15 protein-coding genes are annotated in these 17,611 nt (G+C 73.9%); 12 read left to right on the forward strand and 3 right to left on the reverse strand.

The features are described 5' to 3' along the window. The first annotated feature begins 5 nt into the window (after nt 1-5). Nucleotides 6-827, forward strand: a complete 822-nt coding sequence (locus tag BLT52_RS06480; protein ID WP_090591725.1) for a spermidine synthase — start codon at nt 6-8, stop codon at nt 825-827. A gap of 43 nt (nt 828-870) precedes the next feature. After that, nucleotides 871-1,800 (forward strand): LLM class F420-dependent oxidoreductase, encoded by a 930-nt coding sequence (locus BLT52_RS06485; RefSeq protein ID WP_090591726.1) that lies wholly within the window; start codon nt 871-873, stop codon nt 1,798-1,800. A gap of 10 nt (nt 1,801-1,810) precedes the next feature. On the opposite strand, the gene BLT52_RS06490 is transcribed toward BLT52_RS06485, so the two are convergent. Further along, a complete protein-coding gene (locus tag BLT52_RS06490) occupies nt 1,811-2,275 on the reverse strand; it encodes a MarR family winged helix-turn-helix transcriptional regulator (RefSeq protein WP_157677008.1) in 465 nt (154 codons plus the stop codon). Between the two features lie 63 nt (nt 2,276-2,338). Between BLT52_RS06490 and BLT52_RS06495 the strand changes: the two genes are divergently transcribed. After that, a complete protein-coding gene (locus tag BLT52_RS06495; RefSeq protein ID WP_231946530.1) occupies nt 2,339-4,378 on the forward strand; it encodes an MMPL family transporter in 2,040 nt (679 codons plus the stop codon). Nucleotides 4,379-4,636: 258 nt separating this feature from the next. Here BLT52_RS06495 and BLT52_RS06500 read toward each other — a convergent pair whose 3' ends face one another. Then, nucleotides 4,637-5,947: an MFS transporter gene (locus BLT52_RS06500; protein ID WP_090591733.1), complete on the reverse strand. Its 1,311-nt coding sequence runs from the start codon at nt 5,945-5,947 to the stop codon at nt 4,637-4,639. A 159-nt stretch (nt 5,948-6,106) separates the two neighbouring features. On the opposite strand from BLT52_RS06500, the gene BLT52_RS06505 reads away from it, so the two are divergent. From BLT52_RS06505 to BLT52_RS06515, 3 genes are all read left to right on the forward strand, one after another. Continuing rightward, the gene (locus BLT52_RS06505; RefSeq protein ID WP_231946531.1) at nt 6,107-6,622 is read left to right on the forward strand and encodes an AAA family ATPase; all 516 of its coding nucleotides are present in this window, start codon (nt 6,107-6,109) and stop codon (nt 6,620-6,622) included. Nucleotides 6,623-6,658: 36 nt separating this feature from the next. Then, complete coding sequence (locus BLT52_RS06510) at nt 6,659-7,480, forward strand: serine hydrolase (RefSeq protein ID WP_090591737.1); 822 nt, start codon at nt 6,659-6,661, stop codon at nt 7,478-7,480. A gap of 73 nt (nt 7,481-7,553) precedes the next feature. After that, nucleotides 7,554-8,882: a glutaminase gene (locus tag BLT52_RS06515; protein WP_090591739.1), complete on the forward strand. Its 1,329-nt coding sequence runs from the start codon at nt 7,554-7,556 to the stop codon at nt 8,880-8,882. Nucleotides 8,883-8,900: 18 nt separating this feature from the next. Here the strand turns inward: BLT52_RS06515 and BLT52_RS06520 are convergent, their stop codons facing one another. Beyond that, nucleotides 8,901-10,247, reverse strand: a complete 1,347-nt coding sequence (locus tag BLT52_RS06520) for a M20/M25/M40 family metallo-hydrolase (protein WP_090596388.1) — start codon at nt 10,245-10,247, stop codon at nt 8,901-8,903. 164 nt (nt 10,248-10,411) lie between these two features. Between BLT52_RS06520 and BLT52_RS06525 the strand changes: the two genes are divergently transcribed. Genes BLT52_RS06525 through BLT52_RS06550 form a run of 6 tightly spaced genes read left to right on the forward strand, consistent with a single transcriptional unit; the run spans nt 10,412 to nt 17,609 of the window. Then, nucleotides 10,412-12,262, forward strand: a complete 1,851-nt coding sequence (locus tag BLT52_RS06525) for an ABC transporter substrate-binding protein (protein ID WP_090591740.1) — start codon at nt 10,412-10,414, stop codon at nt 12,260-12,262. Continuing rightward, nucleotides 12,259-13,278 carry an ABC transporter permease gene (locus tag BLT52_RS06530; RefSeq protein WP_231946532.1) on the forward strand — a complete coding sequence of 340 codons (1,020 nt, stop codon included), beginning with the start codon at nt 12,259-12,261 and terminating at the stop codon, nt 13,276-13,278. The genes BLT52_RS06525 and BLT52_RS06530 overlap by 4 nt, the downstream gene beginning before the upstream one ends. After that, nucleotides 13,275-14,183, forward strand: a complete 909-nt coding sequence (locus BLT52_RS06535) for an ABC transporter permease (protein WP_231946533.1) — start codon at nt 13,275-13,277, stop codon at nt 14,181-14,183. Before BLT52_RS06530 ends, BLT52_RS06535 begins: the two co-directional genes overlap by 4 nt. After that, entirely contained in the window at nt 14,183-15,961 is a 1,779-nt protein-coding gene (locus tag BLT52_RS06540; protein ID WP_090591742.1) for a dipeptide ABC transporter ATP-binding protein, read from the forward strand. Before BLT52_RS06535 ends, BLT52_RS06540 begins: the two co-directional genes overlap by 1 nt. After that, nucleotides 15,958-16,896 carry a S66 peptidase family protein gene (locus BLT52_RS06545; protein ID WP_090591743.1) on the forward strand — a complete coding sequence of 313 codons (939 nt, stop codon included), beginning with the start codon at nt 15,958-15,960 and terminating at the stop codon, nt 16,894-16,896. The genes BLT52_RS06540 and BLT52_RS06545 overlap by 4 nt, the downstream gene beginning before the upstream one ends. After that, entirely contained in the window at nt 16,893-17,609 is a 717-nt protein-coding gene (locus BLT52_RS06550) for an SIS domain-containing protein (RefSeq protein WP_090591746.1), read from the forward strand. Before BLT52_RS06545 ends, BLT52_RS06550 begins: the two co-directional genes overlap by 4 nt. Nucleotides 17,610-17,611 lie beyond the last annotated feature (2 nt).

Below are 17,611 nucleotides of genomic sequence, written 5' to 3' on the forward strand. Positions count from 1 at the left end.
GTCCGGTGCCCGAGCAGCGCTACCGGTCCGAGCTGGTGCCCGACCGCGACGTCCCCGGCGCCTACGTCGTGCTGACCGGCACCACGGAGCAGTCGTGGGTGGACCCCGACGACCCCACCCGGCTCGAGTTCGACTACGTGCAGCGGATCGCCGACGCGATCGACGCCTCCGCCCCCGTCGGTGAGCGGCTGCGGGTGGTCCACGTGGGTGGGGCCGGGATGACCCTGGCCCGCTACGTCGCCCACACCCGGCCCAGCTCGCCGCAGATCGTGCTGGAGCCCGACACCGAGCTGACCCAGCAGGTCCGAGAGCGGCTGCCCCTCGGCCGTCACAGCGGGATCAAGGTGCGCGGCGTCGACGGGCTCACCGGCATCGCGGCCATGCCCGCCGACTACGCCGACGTGGTCGTGCTGGACGCCTTCGTGGCCGGCCGGGTCCCGGCGGAGCTGACCACCACCGAGTTCTTCGCCGACGTCACCCGGGTGCTCACCGCGTCCGGGACGCTGATGGTCAACATCACCGACCAGGCCCCCTTCGACTACGGCCGCCGTGTGCTCGCCGGGGTGGCCGAGCACTGCCCGCACCTGCTGGTCAGCAGCGAGCCGGCCACGCTCAAGGGACGCCGGCTGGGCAACGTCGTGGTGCTGGGGTCGCGCCGGCCGCTGCCGGTGGACGAGCTGGTCCGCAGGGCGGCGGGCTCGGTCTTCCCCTACCGGGTGCTGGTGGACGAGCCGGTGCAGAAGTGGCTGCGCGGCGTCCGCGCCTTCACCCGCGAGGAGTCGGCCGCCTCCCCGGAGCCGTCCAGCGGGCTGACCCACTTCGGCTGACGCCGCGTCCGGACACGGGGCCGCCCGCGGCTAGGGTCGCCGCATGGAGCTGAGGATCTTCACCGAGCCCCAGCAGGGGGCCCGCTACGACGACCTGCTGCGGGTGGCGCTGCGGGCCGAGGAGTGCGGCTACGGGGCGTTCTTCCGCTCCGACCACTACCTGACCATGGGTGGCGACGGGCTGCCCGGGCCCACCGACGCCTGGGTCACCCTCGCCGGTCTGGCCCGGGAGACGTCGACCATCCGTCTCGGCACCCTGGTCACGTCGGCGACCTTCCGCGAGCCCGGGCCGCTGGCCATCGCGGTGGCGCAGGTGGACCAGATGAGCGGCGGCCGGGTCGACCTCGGTCTCGGCGCCGGTTGGTACGAGGGCGAGCACGCCGCCTACGGCATCCCCTTCCCCGACACCGGCACCCGCTTCGACCGGTTCGCCGAGCAGCTGGAGATCGTCACCGGCCTGTGGCGCACCCCGGTGGGGGAGACCTTCGACTTCTCCGGCGAGCACTGGCAGCTGGTCGGGTCCCCGGCCCTGCCCAAGCCGTTCACCCCGGGAGGACCGCCGATCATCGTCGGCGGCAGAGGCCCCCGCCGCACCCCGGCGCTGGCCGCCCGCTTCGCCGACGAGTTCAACAGCCCCTTCTGCGCGGCCGACGAGGCGGCCCGGCTCTTCGCCCGCGTCCGGACGGCCTGCGAGGACGCCGGTCGCGACCAGCCGCCGGTGTTCTCCTCCGCGCTCACCCTGTGCTGCGGCCGCGACGACGCCGAGGTCCGGCGCCGGGCCGAGGCGATCGGGCGCGACCCCGACCACTGGGGCGAGGAGATGCTGGCCGGCACCCCCGCGCAGGTGGTCGAGCAGGTGGAGGCGTTCGCCGCGGCGGGCGCGGAGCGGCTGTACCTGCAGGTGATGGACCTCGCCGACCTGGACCACCTGGACCTCGTGGCCGCGGAGGTGGCGCCCCGGCTGGCCGGCTGACCAGGACGGCTCAGCGCCCCGGCTCGTCGAGCAGCGAGTCGTAGAACCCGGCGACGTCGTCGAGGAACGAGGCGATCACCGCCCGCTCCTCCGGCGTGCGCGCCGACGCCGCCCGCACCACGCCCGCGATGATCGGCCGCAGCTCGGTCATGGCCCGTTCGACCGACTCGGGCTCGGGCTCGACGCTGACCTTGCGCCGGTCCGAGGGGTGCGCGGCCCGTCGGACGTGGCCGGCCCGGCTCAGCCGGTCGATCACGTGGGTGGTCGCCGCGGTCGACATCTCCATCCGGCCGGCCAGCTCGCTGGCCGTCATCGGACCGCGCTCCAGCAGGTGCTCCATCGCCGAGAGGTCGGTGGGGTTGACCTCCAGCAGCCGGGCCAGGTGGCGCTGGACCTTGTCCGAGAGCACCTGCACCCGCCGCACCCCGGCGGCGACGGCGGGGCCGTCGGGCTCCGGCTTGTGCTCGGTCGTCATGTGGGTCATGCTAAACCCCGAGATAGTCAAAAGTTTTGGTTACCAAGAAGTGGGGTGAGTCCGGTGGCGCGAGCGCTGGTCGGTCGGGTCGGTGCGTGGGTCGTGCTGGGACTGGCGCTGGTGGTCAGCGGCGCGCTCTTCGCCCTGGTGCCCAGCGTGGAGGGCGACGCCTTCCCCTCGGCGGGGCTGCCGGCGGAGACACAGTCCGCGCAGGTGCAGGCACTGCTCGACGAGTTCCCCGACGCCGACACCAGCGCCGCCCTGCTGGTCTACGAGCGTGGCGGGCAGGAGCTCACCGCCGACGACGAGGCGGCCGTGGCCGAGCGCGCGGACGCGCTGGCCGCGGAGTCGGTGGCGCCCCAGGCCGTCCGGCCCCAGCTCAGCGAGGACCGGACCGCTGCCCTGGTGGTGGTGCCGGTGGACGGCGCCGAGGTCGAGGCCGACCTCGCCGGCACCGCCGACCGCTTCCGCACCCTGGCCGCGGAGGACCTCCCCGAGGGTCTGCGCTCGGCGCTGACCGGGCCGCTCGGCTTCTCCGACGACGTCTCCAGCGCCTTCGCCGGAGCCGACCTGAGGCTGCTGCTGGTCACCGTCGGGGTCGTGGCCGTGCTGCTGATCATCACCTACCGCAGCCCGCTGCTGTGGCTGGTGCCGCTGGCCGTGGTCGGCATCGCCGACGGGCTGGCCCGCGTGGTGGTCGCCCCGGTGGCGGAGGCGGTCGGGCTCCCGGTGGACGCCTCCATCTCCGGGATCCTGTCGGTGCTGGTCTTCGGGGCCGGCACCAACTACGCGCTCCTGCTGGTCGCCCGCTACCGCGAGGAGCTGACCCGCCAGGCCGACCGTCACCAGGCGATGGTGACCGCCGTCCGCAGCGCCGGACCGGCCATCGCAGCCAGCGGCGGCACGGTCGCGCTCAGCCTGCTCACCCTGCTGCTGGCCTCGCTGCAGGGCAACCGCGCCCTGGGGCTGGCCTGCGCCCTCGGTGTCGGGATCGCCATGGTCTTCGCGCTGCTGGTGCTGCCGGCGGCCCTGGTGGTCTGCGGCCGCGGGCTGTTCTGGCCGCTGGTGCCGAGGGTGCGCGAGGAGGGGACGCCGGCGAGGGTCGGGGCGTGGGAGCGCCTCGGACGGGGGGTAGCGCGCCGGCCCGTGCTCGTGGCGCTGGCCGCCGTGGTGGGGGTCGGGGTGCTGGCGCTGGGTCTGGGCGGCTACCGGGTCGGGTTGTCGCAGACCGAGCAGCTGACCGGGAACCCCGAGTCGGTGCAGGCCCAGCAGGTGCTCGACCGCTCCTTCAGCGCCGGACTGTCCGGTGGCGTCGACGTGCTGGTGCCCAGCGAGGACGTCCCGGCGGCGACCGAGCGCGTCGAGGCGGTGGATGGGGTGGAGTCGGTACGCCCCGCGGCCGAGCACGAGGGGCTGACCCGGCTGGCCGTCACCACGTCAGCGGCCCCGCAGAGCGAGCAGGCCTTCGAGGTGGTGCGCTCGCTGCGGGCGGCGCTCGCCGGCGACCCGGGGCTGTCCGACGCCCTGGTGGGTGGCTCTGACGCGACCGCGCTCGACACCCTGGATGCCGCCGAGGACGACCTGAGACTGGTGGTTCCGCTGATCCTCGGCGTGGTGGCGCTGGTGCTCCTGGTGCTGCTGCGTTCGGCCCTCGCCCCGGTGCTGCTGATCGCGAGCGTGCTGGGCACCTTCTTCGCCAGCCTGGGGGCCGGCACCTGGCTGTTCACCCACCTCTGGGACTTCCCCGCGCTGGACGCCAACGTCACCCTCTACGCGTTCCTGTTCCTGATCGCGCTGGGGGTGGACTACAACATCTTCCTCACCTCACGGGCCCGGGAGGAGCGGGCGGTCCTCGGCGCCCGGGAGGGCATGGTGGCGGCGCTGGGCAGCACCGGCGGGGTGATCACCAGCGCCGGGATCCTGCTGGCCGCGGTCTTCGCGGTGCTCGGCGTGCTGCCGGTGGTCGCGCTGACCCAGATCGGGGTGATCGTCTGCCTCGGCGTCCTGCTGGACACCCTGGTGGTCCGCACCCTGCTCGTCCCGGCCCTCGCCTTCCTGACCGGCGAGGCCTTCTGGTGGCCCTCCCGCCGCACCGCCCGGTGAGCCCGCTGGGCCGCTTCGCGGTGTCCTGACCTCCCAGTGCGACGTGCCGCCGGGTTGTCCCGGCCAGACGTCGCACCGGGAGCCCGCTCACCCGGGGCCTTGAGGGTTGGGCTCCATCGTCGCGGGAGCGGTGCGACGCCGGGGACGCGCCGCCTGCCGAGGGGCGATGCCGATGAGGTCCGACCACGAGTGGTTCCGCCAGTGCGACGTCCGGCCGGGCTGTCCCGGCCAGACGTCGCACCGGGCGTCAGGGGGCGCTCAGGTGGGGTCTTCGGGAGAGGGGTCTGGCGGGGGACGGTCGTCGCGTCGGCCCCGGTGCCGGCGGCGGGGGTGGGGGGCGGCGCGGCGGGCGAGCACCACGGCCTGGGTCACCAGCCCGACGGTGGACAGCACCCCGAGGCCGGCGGGGATCAGGAACACCCCGGGCACACCGAGAGCGCCGACGCCGAGGCTGCCGGCCACCCCGCCGACCGCAGCCGAGACCCGGACGGCGGAGAAGTAGAGCGAGGACGCCATTCCGACGCCGTGCGGGTACAGGTCCTGGGCGGCGGTGATGCCGATGCCGCCGAGCGCGGCCCACATGGCCGCGTTCAGCACCGTGGCGGCGATCAGCACCAGCTCGCTGTCGGCGACCACGTACCCCAGGTTCGCGCCGACCCCGAGCACGGCGGTGGCCACCACCAGGCGGTAGGCGCCGAAGCGGTCGGCCAGCACGCCCATGATCGGGATGAAGACCAGCATCGCGGCGGACTGGGTCGAGATCACCACCCCGCGCAGCCAGTCCGGGCTGCCCAGCTCCACCTCCATGTAGATCGGCAGGTAGGCCAGCCGGATGGTGTCCCCGCACATGGCCAGCACGCCCAGGGCCAGGAAGGTCACCAGCGGTCCCAGCGTGGGTGCGGCGGAGGTGCGCCGTCCGGTGGCGCCGTCGGTGCGCTCGCCCCGCGGCGTGGCGGCCACCCGCTCCACCCGCTGACCCAGCATCGGCGCCGCCTGCAGCAGGCAGAACACCCCGCTGGCCGCCAGCGTCCAGCGCAGCCCGAGCGCCCCGCCGAGGACGCTGCCCAGCAGCGGCCCGGTCATGAAGCCGAGGCTGAACCCGAGCCGGACGGTGGACATCACCCGGTTGTCGGCGCCCGTCGGGTCCCGGGTGAGCCGGTCGCGGACCGCGGCGAAGATCAGCGAGCTCGTCGCCGCGGCGAAGCCGATGACCGTCAGGTTCACCAGGAACGCCAGCCACACCTGGTCGGCCAGCGCCATCCCCACCCAGCCGAGCAGTCCGGCCACGGCCCCGAGCCGGAACAACGTCAACCGGTCGGTCAGGCGCTCGGACCAGCGGCCGACGAGGTAGCCGAACACCGGTGCGGCCAGGTTGGTGAGGAAGAAGAGGCCCGCCACCTGCAGCGAGGCGCCGAGGTCCTGGACCAGGAACAGCGACAGCTGGGGGATGGCCACGGAGAGGCCGAGCCCTCCGAGGAAGAGGCTGATCAGCGCCCGCCGGTACAGCCCCGGTCCGAGGACCAGTCCGAGGGTCGAGCCCGAGGTCCTGTCCCCTCCAGGCGCGGCCATGGGGATCACCGTAGACCCGCCCGCGCGCCCGCCCGACAGCGCTTGCGCTCCGCGCACCCGCGCGGTGGTGATCAGCCACGGCGGCGCCCGTGGCCGAAGAGCGCGGTGTTGACGTCCGGACCGGGCACGATGGTGGCCATGGGTGGCGACGAGGGGCGCGTGATCGTGATCACGGGCGTGATGGCGGCGGGGAAGTCGACCGTGGCCGACCTGTTGGCCAGGAGGCTCGAGCGCTCGGTGCACGTGCGCGGAGACGTCTTCCGCAAGATGGTGGTCAACGGCCGGGTCGACATGACACCCCAGCCCGACGACGAGGCGCTGTCCCAGCTCCGGCTGCGCTACCGGCTCGCCACCCAGGTCGCCGACGCCTACGCCGCGGCCGGGTTCGACGCGATCGTCCAGGACGTGGTGATCGGTGCCGAGCTCTCGCGCTTCGTCCAGCTGATCAGCTGCCCGGAACGCTTCCTGGTGGTGCTCTCACCCACCGTGTCGGCCCTGACCGAGCGGGAGCGGCAGCGGACCAAGGACGCCTACACCCACTTCACCCCGGTGGCCCTGGACGCCGCGCTCCGCCAGGAGACGTCGCGGATCGGGTACTGGCTGGACTCCAGCGCCCAGAGCCCGGAGGAGACCGTGGATCACATCCTCGCCCACCTGGAGCAGGCCCGGGTCTGAGTCGCCGGGGCGCCACCGCGGTGGGAGGCTGATCACGTGACCGCCCGTCCCCTCGTCCTGCCCGCCCTCACCCCGGACGTCGGTTGGTCGGTCTGCCTGCGCGACGCGAGGACGTCGGCGGTGCTGGCCGAGCAGGACCCCGACCGCGTGCAGCGCACGGCCAGCGTCGGCAAGCTGTTCCTGCTGCTCGAGGTCGCCCGCCGGCTGGAGGACGGACTCCTCGACGTCGACGAGCCGCTGGGCTGGGAGGAGGGGGAGTGGGTCGCCGACTCCGGCCTCTGGCACCTGATGGGTTCGCGGCAGCTGCCGCTGGGTGACCTCTGCTGGCTGGTCGGCGGGTTCAGCGACAACCTGGCGACCAACGTCCTGCTCCGCCGCGTCGGCGTGGACGCCGTGACGGCCACCACGCACGCGCTCGGGTTCACCCGCTCGGCCCTGCTGGACCGCGTCCGGCTGGACCGTGGGCCCGATCACCCGCCGACCCTGTCGCGGGGGACCGCCGGCGAGCTGTCGGACCTGATCGCCCGGCTGCACCGGGGTGAGCTGGTCTCCCCGGCCGTGAGCGGACGCGTCCGCGCGTGGATCGCCGCCAACGCCGACCTCTCGATGACCGCCGCCGCCTTCGGCCTCGACCCGCTCGCGCACGCCGAGTCCGACCGCGGGCTGACCATGATCAACAAGACCGGGACGATCTCCACCGCCCGGATCGACGTCGGCGTCGTCGCCGGTCCCGCCGCCGAGGTGGCCTGGGCGGTGCTGGCCGAGTGGGACACCGGCTCCGACCCCCGCGACGAGGTGCTGTCCACCATGCGCCGGGTCGGCGACGCCGTCCGGGCCCACGTGGAGGACGGGACATGACCGGTCGGCCACGCCAGGATGGGGGCCGGTACGACCGGGTGCCCCATCCCGGCACCAGCACGCAGGAGGACCGATGCGCTCGATGATCCCCGACTACCTGGTCGACGTGCTCGGCGACGTCGCGGCGGACACGTCAGGGGCGCTGGCCGACTACATCCCCGAGCTCGCCGCCGCGGACCCGGAGCGGCTCGGCACGGCCTTCGCCACCGTGGACGGGGTGGTGTACGGGGCCGGCGACACCGGGACCGAGTTCACCATCCAGTCGATCTCGAAGCCGTTCGCCTACGCGTTGGCGCTGGCCGACCGCGGCTTCGACCCCGTGCTGGCCAAGGTCGGTGTCGAGCCGTCGGGGGAGGCGTTCAACGAGGTCTCCCTCGAGCGCGACACCGGCCGACCCCTGAACCCCATGATCAACGCCGGCGCGATCACCACCCACTCGCTGGCCGGCGCGGAGACCCTGGGAGCGGAGGAGCGCACCGAGCGCGTGGTCGACGGCCTGTCCGCCTTCGCCGGTCGACGCCTGGCCGTCGACGAGGCGGTCTGCGCCTCGGAGCTGGAGCACGCGCACCGCAACCTCGCCATCGCCCACATGCTCCGCAGCCACGACGTCCTCACCGAGGACCCGGTGGCCGTCGTGCGGGGCTACACCCGGCAGTGCTCGGTGCTCGTCAGCACCCGGGACCTGGCCATGATGGCGGCCACGTTGGCCAACCGTGGGGTCAACCCCCTGACGGGGGAGCAGGTGGTGCCGGCCCCGGTGGTGCGCCAGGTGCTCAGCGTGATGTCCACCTGCGGCATGTACGACGCGGCCGGTGACTGGGCGACGCAGGTCGGCATCCCGGCGAAGAGCGGCGTGGCCGGTGGGCTGATCGGAGCCCTGCCGGGCCAGCTGGGCATGGCCACCTTCTCCCCGCGCCTGGACCGTCACGGCAACAGCGTCCGTGGGGTGTCGCTGTTCGAGCGGTTCTCCTCCGACATGGGCCTACACGTGATGAACGCCCCCGCCGCTGCGCTGTCGGTGGTGCGCTCCAACCGGGTGGTCGGGACCGGGGCGGACGCGATCCGGGTGCTGCGGCTGCAGGGTGGGATCGGCTTCCCCGCCGCCGAGCGGGTCGTCCGGGAGACCGTGAGCACCGCACCGGGGGAGGTCGGGGTGGTCCTGGACCTCACGCTGGTGTCCTCGATCGACGACGTGTCCCGGCGGGTGCTGCTGGAGGTCGTGCGTCGGCTGACCCTGGACGGTCACGAGGTCTACCTGGTCGACCCGGAGTCGATGATGCCGGATCCCGACCCCGGTGACGGCGGTCGGGTGAGCGTGGTGGCCGACGTGGAGCAGGCCGTCAGCCACCTGAGCTCGGCTGTCGGCCGGCGCACGCCGCGGGAGTCGCCGGCCGGGCGCTGACGGTTCCGGGGCGGTGGGTCAGACGGTGTCGAGGAAGCGGGTCAGGATCCGCAGACCGCCGCGCAGCGAGGCCACCGGGACCCGCTCGTCCACCCCGTGCATGCCGCCCGGCCGGCGGCCGTCGGGGTCCAGCGACAGCGGGGCGAACCCGTAGCAGGCGATGCCCAGGGTGCTGAAGGCCTTGGCGTCGGTGCCGCCGCCGAGGCAGCGCGGCACCACCACCGCACCGGGTACCTCGGACTCGACGGCGTCGCGGAGGGCGGCGAACCAGGGGCTGTCCACCGGTGCCTCGACCGGAGGGTTGAGCACGGTGTGCTCCATCCGCACCCGGTCCCCGACCAGGGCGGGCAGGGCGGCGAGCAGCTCCTCGGTGCAGCCCGGCGGGCAGCGGACGTCCACCTCCGCCACCGCCTCGCCGGGGATCACGTTGACCTTGTAGCCGGCCCGCACCACCGTCGGGGTGGTCGAGGCCCGCACCGTGAAGTGGGCCACCTCGGCCGCCTCGCCCAGCGTCTCCAGCGCGGCCTCCACCCCGGCGTCGTCGGAGAGGTCGACCACGTGGCCGAGGGCGTCCGCGGTGCCCTGCAGCTGGCTGCGGACCAGGTCCGAGAGGTTCAGCGGCCAGCGGTGGTGCCCGATCCGGTGCAGCGCGTCCACCAGGGCCAGCACCGGGTTGTCGTCGTGAGGTCGGGAGCCGTGCCCGGACGTCCCGCTGGCCGTCAGCCGCAGGTGCAGGGTGCCGCGCTCCCCGGCCGAGACCCGGCTCAGCAGCACCGACCGGCCGTCGACGTGGCGCAGCTCCTCGATCGAGCCGCCGGACTCCCCGATCGCGGCGTCGACGCCCTCGAACAGCTCGCGGTGGGCGTCCACCAGCCACTGGGCGCCGTAGCTGCCGTCGGTCTCCTCGTCGGCGACGAAGGCGACCACCACGTCCCGCCGCGGACGGCGACCGGTCGCCGCCCAGTCCAGCAGCACCGCCAGCGTCATCGCGCACATGTCCTTCATGTCCACCGCACCCCGACCCCAGACCCAGCCGTCGCGCAGCTCCCCGGCGAACGGGGGGACGGTCCACTGCCCGGGCTCGGCCGGCACCACGTCGAGGTGGGCGTGCACCAGCAGCCCCGGCAGCGAGCGGTCCAGTCCGGGTACCCGGACGACCACGTTGGCCCGGTGCGGGGCGTCGGCCCGGGCCAGCAGCACCGGCTCGAACCCGGCCCCGCGGAGCAGCCCCTCGACCCAGCGGGCTGCCGCCAGCTCGCCCTCCGCGTCCCCGGGGGCGCGGTTGGTGGTGTCGTGGCGGATCAGGGTCCGGAGCAGCTCCACCACGTCGACGGCGGGGTGAGCACCCTGAGTTGCGGAACACATGTCGGGCACCACCCTCTCGCACTGGACGGCCACTGGCCAGCACCAGGATTGCTGACGGCGCGCCATGTTAAGGATGTGTCACGTATGTCGGTCTACCCGTTGACACCGGCCGGAGCGGCTGGGAGGTTCGGGAAGCACCCCTGGCCCCTCCGGATCGAGGAACGATGACGACCCCAGACCCCACCTCCCCCCGCCGTCGTCCCTCGCGCGCCCGGCGGCTCGTCGCCATGGCCACCGCCGCCCTGCTGGGCGCCGGCGGTCTGCTGGTCGGCGGGGACCGTCCCGTGGCGGCCGAGGAGGTCGGGCCCAAGATCAAGGTCGCCCTGACCAGCGACATCGACACCCTGAACCCGTTCCTGGCCGTCCTGGCCACCAGCACGGGGATCCTGCGGTTCCAGTACGAGCCGCTGGTGGCCTTCGGCACCAACAACGAGGTGGTCCCGGGGCTGGCCTCGGAGTGGACCGCCAGCCCCGACGCCCGCAGCTGGACCTTCACCATCCCCGAGGACCGGGTCTGGTCCGACGGTGAGCCGCTGACCGCCGAGGACGTGGTCTGGACCTTCGAGCAGATCAGGGAGAACGAGCCGCTCCAGGCGGCCAACGGCGGACTGGTGGAGAACGTGGAGTCCATCACCGCGCCCGACCCGCAGACCGTGCAGATCGAGCTGACCGCACCCCAGGCCTCCAACCCCGGCGCGGAGCTGCCGATCGTCCCCCAGCACGTCTGGGAGGGGGAGGACCCGGTCGAGTACGCCAACGACACCGACACTGTCGGCTCGGGCCCCTTCACCATCGTGTCCCACACGCCCGGGCAGAGCGTGGAGCTGGTGGCCAACCCCAGCTTCTGGCGCGGTGCGCCGGCCGTCTCCGGTCTGACCTACGTCGTGTACCGCAACAGCGACGCCGCCGTGCAGGGTCTGCGCACCGGTGAGGTCGACGTGGTCAGCGGCCTGACCCCGGCCCAGTTCCAGTCCCTGGAGGGCCAGCAGGGCATCACCACCAACTCCGGGGCCGGGCGCCGCTACACCGCGATGGCCATCAACCCCGGGGCCGTGGACGACGAGGGCCAGCCGCTGGGCGACGGCCACCCCGCGCTGCAGGACCCGGTGCTGCGCAAGGCGATCTTCACCGCCGTCGACAAGAACCAGCTGCTGGAGACCGTGCTGCAGGGGCTCGGCAAGCCGGCCCAGACCGAGATGCCGACCGTCTACCCGACCTTCCACGGGTTCGCCCCCGGCACCGAGGAGGTCACCTTCGACCCCGCCGCGGCCAACCAGATGCTGGACGACGCCGGCTACGAGCGCGGGCCGGACGGCGTCCGCCTGGACGAGGACGGTGAGCCGCTGAGCTTCCGGCTGATGGGCCGCAACAGCGACCCGACCCACCAGCAGATGGCCGACTTCATCCAGCCCTGGCTGGCCGACATCGGCATCGACACCGAGGTCATGATGGTCACCCCGAACCAGGTCAACGACGACTCCACCCTGGGCCGCTACGACCTCTACTTCACCGGCTGGGGCATCGGCCCCGACCCCGACTTCCAGCTCTCGATCAACACCTGCGACTCGCGTCCGGCCGCCGACGGCTCCGGCGCCACCAGCGAGAACAACTGGTGCAGCCCCGAGTTCGACGCGCTCTTCGACCAGCAGCACGCCGAGCTCGACCCCGAGCGTCGCGCCGAGCTGGTCAAGGAGGCCTTCTCGGTGCTCTACGAGGCCTCGGTGAACAACCCGATCTGGTACGCCGACACCCTGGAGGCCTACCGCAGCGACCGCTTCACCGGCTTCACCAAGCAGCCCGAGGAGACCGGCGTCATCACCGGCCAGAACGGCTACTGGGGCCTCTACACCGCCCAGCCGGTCAGCGCCGAGGAGGGTGCTGAGGGCGCCGCCGAGGACGAGGGCGGCATCCCCGCCGCCGGCTGGGTGGGCATCGCGGTGGCTGTCCTCGCCGGAGCCGGTGGGGCGATCTGGTTCGCCACCCGGCGCCGGGGCACCGCCGACGAGCGCGAGTGAGCGTCACCGAGACCGCCGCCGTCCTGGAGGAGCAGCCGCGGGGATCCAGCCTCCCGCGCTACCTGGCCCTCAAGGGCGGCGGCGCCCTGATCAGCCTGGCCATGGTGGTCGTGCTCGGGTTCTTCGCCTTCCGGATCCTCCCCGGGGACCCCGCGATCAACATGACCCGCGGACGCCGGGTCAGCGCGGAGGAGGTGGAGCGGCTGCGGGCCGAGCTCGGCCTGGACGACCCGCTGCCGCTGCAGTTCCTCTCCTACCTCACCGACCTGCTCCGCGGTGACCTCGGCGTCTCCTACGTCTACCGCCGCGAGGTCACTGAGCTGATCCTCGAGCGGCTCGGCCCGACCCTGCTGCTCACCGGCACCGCGGCGCTGATCTCCATCGTGCTGGGGCTGTGGCTGGGGCAGAAGTCGGCCTGGCGGCGGGGCAGCTGGTTCGACAAGACCCAGACCGGGCTGGCCCTGGTCTTCTGGTCCGTCCCCACCTTCTGGCTCGGGCTGATCCTGCTGCTGGTCTTCGCCGGCGGCCTCCGCTGGTTCCCCACCGGCGGCATGGTCACCCCCGGCACCGACCCCACCGGGCTCGCCTGGCTGCTGGACGTCGCCCACCACCTGGTGCTGCCGGTGCTGACCATGGTGGCCGTGGTCTACGCCCAGTACCTGATGGTCATGCGGGCCTCGGTGCTGGAGGAGATGACCTCGGACTACCTCACCACCGCCCGGGCCAAGGGGCTCCGCGAGGACCTGGTCCGCACCCGCCACGCGGTGCCCAACGCGCTGCTGCCCACCGTCACCCTGATCTTCCTGACCATCGGCGGGCTGGTGGGCGGCGCCGTCACGGTGGAGACGGTGTTCTCCTGGCCCGGGCTGGGCTACCTCACCTTCCAGGGCCTCAGCGCGCCGGACCTGCCGCTGCTGCAGGGGACCTTCGTCGTCTTCTCCTCGATCGTGATCGGGATGAACTTCGTCGCCGAGCTGGTCTACCGCGTCCTGGACCCCCGGCTGAGGGCCTCGTGAGCGCCCCCGCCGCCCCGGTCTCCGGGCGCTCCGCGGTGTCGGCCCGGAGGCGGGCCCGGGCCGGTGAGGTGTGGCGGGAGTTCGCCGCCACCCGCTCCGGGCTGGTCGGGGCGGTGCTGCTGCTCGCGGTCTTCGCGCTGGCGCTGCTGGCCCCGGTGCTGGTCCCGATCAGCACCCTCGACGTCACCCAGCTCACCGCCCGCAGCAACGAGGCCCCCAGCGGGGCGCACCTGCTGGGCACCGACCCCTCGGGCCGGGACGTCCTCGGCATGCTGCTGTGGGGGTCTCGCATCTCGCTGCTGGTGGGCTTCGCCGCCACCGCGGTGTCGATGGTGATCGGCACCTGCGCGGGCATGGCGGCCGGTCACTTCACCGGTGTCTCCCAGGCGGTGATCATGCGCGTGATCGACTTCTTCCTGGTGGTGCCCAGCCTGGTGCTGGCCATCGTCCTGTCCAGCGTGCTGAGCCGCGGGCTGTGGACGATCGTGATCGCCATCGGCGTGACCAGCTGGGCCAGCACCGCCCGGGTGGTCCGCTCCCAGACCCTGAGCATCGAGTCCCGGCCCTACATCGAGCGGTCCCGGGCGCTCGGTGCCGGTGACGCCCACGTCCTCGGACACCACGTGCTGCCGGCGGTGATGCCGCTGGTGCTGGCCAACACGACGCTGACCGTGGGCTCGGCGGTGATCGCGGAGTCGACGCTGTCCTTCCTCGGCCTGGGTGACCCGACCCAGTTCTCCTGGGGCTCGATGCTCAAGAGCGCGCTGGACACCGGCGCCGCCACCGCCGGCTTCTGGTGGTTCGTGCTACCCCCGGGGCTGGCCATCGTGGTGGTGGTGCTGTGCTTCACCCTGGTGGGCCGGGCGCTGGAGTCGGTGCTCAACCCGACGCTGAGGGGACGCTGATGGTCACGGCAGCAGGCACCGACGAGGGACGTCCGGACGGTGCGGCCCGGGAGCCCGGCGGTGCGGCGCTGGAGTGGCGCGACCTGACCGTGGCCTACCGCGACCACGACACCGGGGGCGAGCTCGTCGCCGTGGACGGGGTGTCGCTGCGCGTGCCCCGCGGCGGCACGGTGGGGCTGGCCGGTGAGTCCGGCTGCGGGAAGTCGACCATGGCCATGTCGGTGCTGCGGCTGCTGCCGCGCTCGGCCCGGGTGAGCGGCAGCATCGAGCTGGACGGCGAGGACGTCACCACGATGACCTGGGGCCGGCTGCGGACCGTCCGCTGGACCGAGGCCTCGATCGTGTTCCAGGGCGCGATGCACTCGCTCAACCCGGTGCGCACCGTCCGGCGGCAGATCCTGGAGGCGCTCGAGCTGCACACCTCCGCCGGGTTCGCCACCTCCGCCGGGCGCGACGCCCGGGTCCGGGAGCTGATGGCCGTGGTGGACCTGCCGCCGGCGAAGGCCGGGGCCTACCCGCACGAGCTCTCCGGCGGGCAGAAGCAGCGGGTGATGATCGCGATGGCCCTGGCCTGCGACCCGGAGGTGATCATCGCCGACGAGCCGACCACCGCCCTGGACGTGGTGGTGCAGGCCCAGGTGCTGGACGTCCTGTCGGCGCTGGTCCGCGAGCGCGGGCTGACCCTGGTCATGATCAGCCACGACCTGGCGGTGCTCGCCGCGGTCTGCGAGCGGATCGTGGTGATGCAGCGTGGTCGCATCGTCGAGGAGGGTCCCTCGCAGCAGATCCTCGGCGCACCCGCGCACGAGCACACCCGTCAGCTGGCCGCCGCCTTCCCGGTGATCGGCGACCCGGACTCGCGCCGCGTGGTCGGCCGGGCCGCCGTCGAGCGGCTCCGCCTCTCCCGCCTCCCCGGCAGCGTGCCCCGGAGCCCGGAGAGCCCGCCCCGGGCGTCGGCGGGGGACCGTGCCGGCGAGCCGGGCACCCCGGCCGACGACGCGACCGAGCCGCTGCTCGAGGTCCGCGACCTGGTCGTGGACTTCAGCTCCCGCGGGCAGCGGGTCCGGGCGGTCGACCACGTCTCGCTGCAGTGCCGCCCCGGTGAGGTGGTGGCGCTGGTCGGGCAGTCAGGCTCGGGCAAGACCACCCTGGCCCGGACCGTCCTCGGGCTGCAGCGCCCGACCAGCGGCCAGGTGCTGCACCGCGGCGTCCCGCTGCCTCGGACCCGGGCCGGGCTCAAGGCCTACCGCCGCGCCGTCCAGTTCGTGCTGCAGGACCCGAGCGCCTCCCTCAACCCCAAGCACACCGTCTACGAGGCGGTGGCCGAGGGGATCCGGATCCACCGGCTGCCCGGGGACGAGCGGGAGCGGGTGGCCGCCGCGCTGACCAAGGCCGAGCTGACCCCGCCCGGGCGGTGGTTCGGGCGGTTGCCCCAGGAGCTGTCCGGGGGGCAGCGGCAGCGGGTGGTGATCGCCGGGGCGCTGGCCCTGGAGCCCGGCTACCTGGTGGCCGACGAGCCGGTGGCCAGCCTGGACGCCTCGGTCCGCGGGGAGATCCTCGCCCTGTTGCTGGACCTGCAGCGCGAGCTGGGGCTGGGTGCGCTGGTGATCACCCACGACCTGGGGCTGGCCTGGAACATCGCCGACCGGGTGCTGGTGATGCACCGCGGTCAGGTGGTCGAGGACGGCCCGGTCGAGCAGGTGCTGCTGGACCCCCAGCACGACTACACCCGCACCCTGCTGCACGTGGTCCCGTCGCGGCTGGGTGGTCGGGTGTGAGCGGCGCCGAGGACGTCCTGGCACCCCTGGCCGCGGGCGCCCGGGTGGCCCTGCTCGCCCCGTCCGGCCCGGTGGAGGAGCACCGGGTGGGACGCGCGGTCCGGCTGCTGCGCGGCTGGGAGCTGGAGCCGGTGCTGATGCCCAGCGCGACCGCCCGCGACGACCGGTCCGGCTACCTCGCCGGCTCCGACGAGCTGCGGGCCGCCGACCTCCAGACGGCCTGGTGCGACCCCGCCGTCGACGCGGTGTTCTGCCTGCGCGGCGGCTACGGCGCGGTCCGGCTGCTCGACCTGCTGGACGTGGACGCCATGCGCGCGGCCACCCCGAAGCCGCTGCACGGCAGCTCCGACGTCACCGCCCTGCACGAGTGGCTGCGCGAGCGGCTGGGCGTCCCCAGCTGGTTCTCCCCGATGGTCGGCACCGGGGCGCTGCTGGACGACGAGGTCTCGACCGCCGACCTCCACCGCGCCGTCCGAGGACCCGCCGGGCCACGCACCTGGACGGCCCACGGCGCCGAGACGCTGGTGCCCGGGCGGGCCGAGGGCACCCTGGTCGGCGGCAACCTGAGCCTGCTGGCCATGACCCTCGGTGCCCGGGGACGCCCTCCGCTGGACCACCGCGGTCGCATCGTGCTGCTCGAGGACGTCACCGAGGACACCTACCGGCTGGACGGCTACCTGCAGTCGCTGCTGCGCGCCCGCTGGTTCGACGGCGTCGCCGGCATCGCGCTCGGCAGCTGGTACGAGTGCAGCCCGCTGGAGGAGGTCCGTGCCCTGGCGCTGGAGCTGCTGGGTCCGCTCGGGGTGCCGCTGGTCTCCGAGCTGGGGTTCGGGCACTCTCCCGGCGCGGCCACGCTGCCGCTCGGCGTCACCGGCACCCTGGTGGCCACCGACCGCCCGAGGCTGGAGGTCACCGTGCCGGGGAGGACGTCGTGAGCGCGGGCGAGCCCCCGACCCGGGAGGCGCCCGAGCCGCCGGGCGACGGCTCCTCGCCGGGGGAGAACGGCCAGGAGCCGTCCCGGGCGCCGCGGGCGTCGGCGCTGCTGAAGTCCCGGCTGGTGGACGCCTACCGCGAGGAGTTCGCCCTCGGCCTGGAGTGGGCGGCCGCCGACCCCACGCTGGAGGCCGCCGCGGCCCGCATCACCGGGGCCCGGCGGCGCTTCGTGCTCGGGGCGGCCAGCTCGTTCACCCACGCCTCGCTGCTCGCGGCGAAGCTGAGCGCCGCGCTGGCGCAGGTCACCCTGGTCGACGGCACGATCGTCCGGCCGCTGGACATCCTCAGCGACGTCCGCGACAGCGACGTGCTGATCGTGATCTCGCTGCGGCGCTGGCGCAGCTACACCATCGACAACGCGCTGCCCTTCGTCCGGGCCGGCGGGTCCCTGGTGGTGCTGACCGACTCCGAGGAGAACCCGCTGGTGGAGCACGCCAGCGAGGCCGTGGTGATGCGCAGCGGAGCCGGCGAGCCCTTCGCCCGCGTCCCCGGAGGGCTGCGGGTGCACCCGGAGTCTCCCCAGGTCTCGCCCATCGTGGTCGCCCTGGTGATCGACATCCTGGCCACCCTCTCCAGCGCCAGCGCCAAGGGCGCCGGTCGCCGCCTGGCCGAGCGCGAGCGCCTCGCCGGCGAGCTCGGCCTCTACCGCGACTGACC

This window comes from Auraticoccus monumenti (assembly GCF_900101785.1).
Taxonomy (GTDB): domain Bacteria; phylum Actinomycetota; class Actinomycetes; order Propionibacteriales; family Propionibacteriaceae; genus Auraticoccus; species Auraticoccus monumenti.

Coding starts and splice junctions, on each gene's coding strand:
- BLT52_RS06540 (WP_090591742.1), top strand. CDS start 14,183: ATGGTCACGGCAGCAGGCACCGACGAGGGACGTCCGGACGGTGCGGCC.
- BLT52_RS06525 (WP_090591740.1), top strand. CDS start 10,412: ATGACGACCCCAGACCCCACCTCCCCCCGCCGTCGTCCCTCGCGCGCC.
- BLT52_RS06490 (WP_157677008.1), bottom strand. CDS start 2,275: ATGACGACCGAGCACAAGCCGGAGCCCGACGGCCCCGCCGTCGCCGCC.
- BLT52_RS06485 (WP_090591726.1), top strand. CDS start 871: ATGGAGCTGAGGATCTTCACCGAGCCCCAGCAGGGGGCCCGCTACGAC.
- BLT52_RS06500 (WP_090591733.1), bottom strand. CDS start 5,947: ATGGCCGCGCCTGGAGGGGACAGGACCTCGGGCTCGACCCTCGGACTG.
- BLT52_RS06520 (WP_090596388.1), bottom strand. CDS start 10,247: ATGTGTTCCGCAACTCAGGGTGCTCACCCCGCCGTCGACGTGGTGGAG.
- BLT52_RS06515 (WP_090591739.1), top strand. CDS start 7,554: ATGCGCTCGATGATCCCCGACTACCTGGTCGACGTGCTCGGCGACGTC.